A 6,000-nucleotide genomic window follows, 5' to 3' on the forward strand; every position below is an offset into this window, starting at 1 on the left:
TCGACGGTCTACAGCCGCGGCTTGCCGAGACCCGCGCCGGCGTCCGCCGAATGCTCACCGGAGCCGCTGAAACCGCTGGGCAGCACCGTCTTCACTTCCTTGAGCGATTCGATGGTCTTCTCCGGCGCGCGCAGTTTGCGCACCTTGAGATAGCCGAACAGCGCCAGCGCCGCCGTCGCCACGATCATCAGCAGGAAGACGATGAGGAACGCCAGCCAGCGGTACACCCATACGTCCAGCAGTTCGGCGAGGAAGAAGAAAAAGAAGAAGGAGCTGAACAGCAGGACGGTCAGCGCCGCGATGAAGAAGACGCTGCCCTGCAGGCCCTTCTTGACCTCGCCGGTCACCTCGGCCTTGGCGAGCGCGACTTCGGCGCGCACCAGGGTCGACATCTGTTCGGTCGCGTCACGCACCAGGCTGCCGATGGTCGCCGATTCGTGCGTATCGACATCGGACAGCGGAATCGAGGTGATGGTGCGGGTGCGGTCCCCGTTTCGCCCGTTACCGCCCTGTGTGAAGCTCAATTGCTCGACCCTTCTCCATGTCCCGGAACTCCCCGGTGTCGCTCACTGTTGTCCTTGCAGTGCCCGCTCGTCACGGCGCGCCTGGTGGGCGCGGCCACGACGCAACAGTAGTGCCGATCCTGCCAGGGAAGCCGCCAAAGACGTCAGCAACACCGCTGCTTTCGCGAGTTCGACCGCGGAGCCGTCGCCGACGTCCGCGAGTGCGAGTTCTGCCACCAAGAGGCTAACGGTGAAGCCGATCGCGCCTAGTACCGACAGGGCGAACATGTCCCGATAATCAAGATCGTCGGGCCGCTGGGCGATACCGAGACGTACCGCGAGCCAAGCGAACCCGAAGATGCCGAGGGTTTTACCGGCCAGCAGGCCCACGATGATGGCGAGCGAGATCCGGTTCGTGAACAGCTCCGAGAACACCTCGGTATCGAGCTTCACGCCCGAGGCGAACAGCGCGAACAGCGGTACGCAGAGCGCCGCGGAGATGGGCTGGAAGAAGTGCTCCAGTTTGGCCGCGGGCACGCAGTGCTCGTCCTCGTCGGGATCGGGCCGCACCCGGGTGAGCAGACCGAGCGCCACGCCCGCGAGGGTCGGGTGAATGCCCGCCTCGTGCAGCGAGTACCAGGCCAGCAGCGCCAGCGGCACGTACAGGAACGGCGTCCCGATGCGCTTCCACTGGCCCAGCGCCCACACCGCGCAGCACAGGATGGCGATCGCCAGCCACAGCATCTTCAGCGTGGTGGTGAACAGCACCGCGATCAGGATGATGGCGATCAGATCGTCCACCACGGCCAGGCTCAGCAGGAACACCCGCGCGCCCGCCGGAATGCGAGAACCGGTGAGCGCCAGCACCGCCAGCGCGAACGCGATATCGGTGGCGACCGGGACCGCCCAGCCGCGATCCATACCCTCCACGCCCCAGCCGATGCCGATGGCGATGAGCGCGGGCATCACCACACCGCCGATGGCCGCCACGATGGGCAGGGTGGCGCGTTTGGGATCGGCCAGTTCGCCGACCACCAGTTCCCGTTTGAGTTCCAGTCCGGCGACGAAGAAGAAGATCGCGAGCAGTCCGTCCTTGGTCCAGTCGGCCAGGGTCAGATTCAGATGCAGCGCGGGAATGTCGAGATGGGTCTCGGTCATGGTCGTGTAGCTCGCGCCCCACGCGGAGTTCACCCACAGCACCGCGGTCGCCGCCGCGATGAGAAGCAGTGCGCCACCGAAGGTTTCGGTCCGGAGATAGCGGGACAATTCGGAGCGCAACTGAACAATCAAAGGGTGCACCTTTCCGGCTGTGCGGTCGACAGAACCTGCGGAGTGCGACTCACCGGAGCTCGGTCGGCGCATACCGCATGCCGACCAGACTTCCCGGCACACCTTACGCAATTCTAACGGTTGATTCCGGACATAAGGACCCGGGTCGTGTCGCGCGACCTGCGCGGAACGCGAATCGGCCCCATGACCAACCGGTCATGGGGCCGATGCCGTTGTGCGCCGGAGCTTTACGCCTTACCGGCGCGAATCGCCTCGAAAACGTTGGGATCCACCAGGGTTGAGGTGTCACCCAGTTCGCGGCCCTCGGCCACATCGCGGAGCAGGCGGCGCATGATCTTGCCCGAGCGGGTCTTGGGCAGCTCGGGAACCACGTGGATCTCGCGCGGGCGGGCGATGGGGGAGATCTCCCGGGAGACCTCGGCCTTGAGCTCGGCCACCAGGTCATCCCCGGTGTTCTGCGCTCCCGCGGTGAGGATCACGAAGGCCACGATGCCCTGGCCGGTGGTCTCGTCGGACGCGCCGACCACCGCCGCCTCGGCGACGCCGGAGTGACCGACCAGCGCCGATTCCACCTCCGCGGTCGAAATGCGGTGGCCCGACACGTTCATGACGTCGTCGACGCGCCCCAGCACCCACAGATCGCCGTCGGCGTCGAGCTTGGCCCCGTCACCGGCGAAGTACCAGCCCTGGTCGCCGTAGCGTGCCCAGTAGGTCTCCCGGTAGCGCTCGTTATCGCCCCAGATGCCGCGCAGCATGGACGGCCACGGCTCATCGAGCACCAGGTACCCGTTGGCCTCGGTCTCGCCCAGTACGACCGGCTTGCCCTCTTCGTCGACGACCTTGGCCGAGATGCCCGGCAGCGGGGTCATGGCCGCGCCCGGCTTGGCCGCGGTGACGCCCGGCAGCGGCGAGATCATGATGGTGCCGGTCTCGGTCTGCCACCAGGTGTCCACGATGGGAGTCTTGTTGGCGCCCACCACATCCCGGTACCAGCGCCACGCCTCGGGATTGATCGGCTCGCCCACCGAACCGAGCACGCGCACGCTCGACAGATCGTGCGCGTCGGGAATCTCCCTGCCCCACTTCATGAATGTGCGCACCAGCGTCGGGGCGGTGTAGTAGATCGACACCCCGTACTTCTCGATGATCTGCCAATGCCGGTGCTCGTCAGGGAAATTCGGGGTGCCCTCGTACAACACCGAGGTCGCGCGATTGGCCAGCGGCCCGTACACGATGTACGAATGTCCGGTCACCCAGCCGATATCGGCGGTGCACCAGTACACGTCCTGGCCGGGCTTGTGATCGAACACGTAGTTGTGCGTGTACGACGCCTGGGTCAGATAGCCGCCGGAGGTGTGCAGGATGCCCTTGGGCTTCCCGGTGGTGCCGGAGGTGTAGAGGATGAACAGCGGATGCTCGGCATCGAACGGCTGCGCCTCGTGCTCGGGCGACGCGTCGGCCACGGTCTCGTGCCACCACACGTCGCGGCCCTCGGTCATGGGCGTGTCGATCCCGGTGCGGTTGACCACCAGCACCTGCTCGACGGTCGAATTACCGTCCGCGAGAGCCTCGTCCACCGCCTCCTTGAGCGGGGCGGGCTTACCGCGCCGCCACTGCCCGTCGGTGGTGATGACCAGCCGCGCCCCGGTGTCGTCGATGCGCTGGCGCAGCGCGCTCGGCGAGAATCCGGCGAAGACCACCGAATGCGGCAGGCCCAGCCGCGCGCAGGCCAGCATGGCGGCGACGGCCTCGGGCAGCATCGGCATGTAGATGGCGACGCGGTCCCCGGCGACGAGGCCGATCGAGGTCAGATAGTTCGCGGCGCGTGACACCTCGGCCAGCAGCTCGGCATAGGTGATGGCGCGGGAATCGCCCGGCTCGCCCTCCCAGTGGATGGCGACCTGATCGCCGTGCCCGTCCAGCACATGCCGGTCGACGCAGTTGTAGGCGACGTTCAGCTTGCCGTCAACGAACCATTTGGCGAAGGGCGCGTCATCCCAGTCCAGGACGCGGGTCCACGGCTGCGCCCAGTGCAGGCGCTGGGCCTGTTCGGCCCAGAACCCCTCACGATCGGCCGCGGCCCGCTCGTACAGCGCGGCGTCGGCGTTGGCGGAGGCGGCGAACTCAGCGCTCGGTGGATAGGCATCCAGGTGATCGGCGGTGCTTTCGGTCATCTCTCTCTTCTTCTCTCGCGCGTGCCGGCCACGGGGTGACCGCGGCCACGTTCGACCCTAACCGAGTGTGATCTGCGTCGTGCCCGGCTGTCGCCTTCGGTCCCACTCTGTGCATTCGCGACATTCCCACCCGGCGTGTGACCGAACCGTGAACCACCCGGACCGGGCATTGTGCAATGTGTCAGGTACGGCCCCCCGCGCGAGTCGCTCATGTTGCCGGATTGCTAACAAGGCGAACAATCCCGTTTCGATCCGCTGACACCCGCTGTCCGGACGGTTACTGTCCGTTTCACCCAAGGCGGATCGTGGTTGAGCGCTGAAGGACCTCCGGCGCGCGTCACCTTCCCCTCGCCATTTCCGGACACCGGGAGAAATGCGTTGAGAATCAAGACGATAACCGCGGTGGCGGCCGCAGCGTTGATGGCCACGAGCTTCGCGCTGACCGGCTGCTCCTCGGACAGCAGCAGCGGTGACGACCTCGTGAGTGTGAACGCGGCCGAACCGCAGAACCCCCTGGTGCCCACCAACACCAACGAGAACATGGGCGGCCGCGTGGTGGACCGGCTGTGGGCCGGGCTCAAGTACTACGACGGCGGCGGCACCCCGCACAACGAGATGGCGCAGTCCATCGAGACCACCGACCGGCAGCATTACAAGATCACCATCAAGCCGGACTGGAAATTCACCGACGGCACCGCCGTCACCGCGAAATCCTTTGTGGACGCCTGGAATTACGGCGCCCTCGGCACCAACGCACAGTTGCAGAACTGGGCCTTCACCCCCATCCTCGGGTACGAGGACGTCTCCGCGACCCCGCCCAAGGCGCAGACCATGTCGGGTCTGAAGGTGGTCGACGACCACACCTTCACCGTCGATCTGAAGCAGCCGTCCATCGACTTCGAACTCGAGCTCGGCTTCGCGCCGTTCTATCCGCTGCCCGACGCGGCGTACAAGGATATGAAGGCGTACGGCGAGAACCCGATCGGCAACGGACCGTACAAATTCGCCAATACCGGTGCCTGGCAACACAATGTGCAGATCGAACTGGTCCCCAACCCTGACTACCCGGGCGGCCGCCCGGCCAAGAACAAGGGCCTGCGGTTCAAGATGTACGCGAATATGGACACCGCGTACGCCGACCTGCTGCAGGGCAATCTCGATGCGCTGGACGTGATTCCGGATACCGCGCTGGCCACCTACGAACAGGATCTCGGCGACCGCGCCATCCACAAGCCGATCGCGTACAGCCAGCACATCGGCAGTCAGCCGAATCTCGCGCACTTCTCCGGCCCCGAGGGCGTGCTGCGCCGCAAGGCCATCTCGATGGCCATCAACCGGGAACAGATCGCCACCAACATCTTCCACGGCACCCGCGTCCCCACCAAGGACTTCACCGCCTTCACCCTGCCCGGCTTCCGCGACGGGCTGCCCGGCTCCGAGGTGCTGAAATTCAACCCGGACGAAGCCAAGAAGCTCTGGGCGCAGGCCGATGCCATCTCACCGTGGTCGGGGACCTATCAGATCGCCTACAACTCCGACGGCGGCCATCAGGCGTGGATCGAGGCCGTGGCCAACAGCGTCAAGAACACCCTCGGCATCGACGCGGTGGGCGCGCCCTACCCGACGTTCAAGAGCATTCGCGACGAGATCCAGGCCAAGACCATCGGCAAGGCGTTCCGGTACGGCTGGCAGGGTGACTACCCGTCCATGTTCGAATTCCTCACCGCGCTGTATCTGAGCACGTCGGAGACCAATAACGCGGGATACAACAGCCCGGAATTCGATGGACTGCTGAACAAGGCCCTGGCCGCGCCGACGCCCGAGGCGGCGTACGACATCATCGCGCAGGCGCAGGCCGTGCTGTTCCGGGATATGGCCGATATCCCCGTCTTCGACTACAACGTCGCGGCGGGCCGCTCGGACAAGGTGAAGAAGGCCGACGTCTCCTGGTCGGGACTGTTCGACTTCGAGAACATCGAAAAGTAAACCGCTGCTAGGGAAATGGGTTGCGGCACGGTGTACATCACCGTTCC

At 65.7% G+C, this 6,000-nt stretch carries 4 protein-coding genes; 1 reads left to right on the plus strand and 3 read right to left on the minus strand.

Going from position 1 to position 6,000, the window contains the following annotated elements; genetic code table 11:
• Positions 1-8: 8 nt before the first annotated feature.
• The 3 genes from ACFC4D_RS38180 to acs all read right to left on the minus strand — a co-directional run bounded on the left by ACFC4D_RS38180 (position 9) and on the right by acs (position 3,967).
• Complete coding sequence (locus ACFC4D_RS38180; RefSeq protein ID WP_364637524.1) at positions 9-524, minus strand: phage holin family protein; 516 nt, start codon at positions 522-524, stop codon at positions 9-11.
• Between the two features lie 42 nt (positions 525-566).
• Positions 567-1,793, minus strand: a complete 1,227-nt coding sequence (nhaA, locus tag ACFC4D_RS38185; protein WP_375962234.1) for a Na+/H+ antiporter NhaA — start codon at positions 1,791-1,793, stop codon at positions 567-569.
• Positions 1,794-2,020: 227 nt separating this feature from the next.
• Positions 2,021-3,967, minus strand: a complete 1,947-nt coding sequence (gene acs / locus ACFC4D_RS38190; RefSeq protein ID WP_376070757.1) for an acetate--CoA ligase — start codon at positions 3,965-3,967, stop codon at positions 2,021-2,023.
• 420 nt (positions 3,968-4,387) lie between these two features.
• Between acs and ACFC4D_RS38195 the strand changes: the two genes are divergently transcribed.
• A complete protein-coding gene (locus ACFC4D_RS38195) occupies positions 4,388-5,953 on the plus strand; it encodes an ABC transporter substrate-binding protein (RefSeq protein ID WP_376070796.1) in 1,566 nt (521 codons plus the stop codon).
• Positions 5,954-6,000: the final 47 nt, after the last annotated feature.

The organism is Nocardia sp. NPDC056000, assembly GCF_042269265.1.
Classification (GTDB): domain Bacteria; phylum Actinomycetota; class Actinomycetes; order Mycobacteriales; family Mycobacteriaceae; genus Nocardia.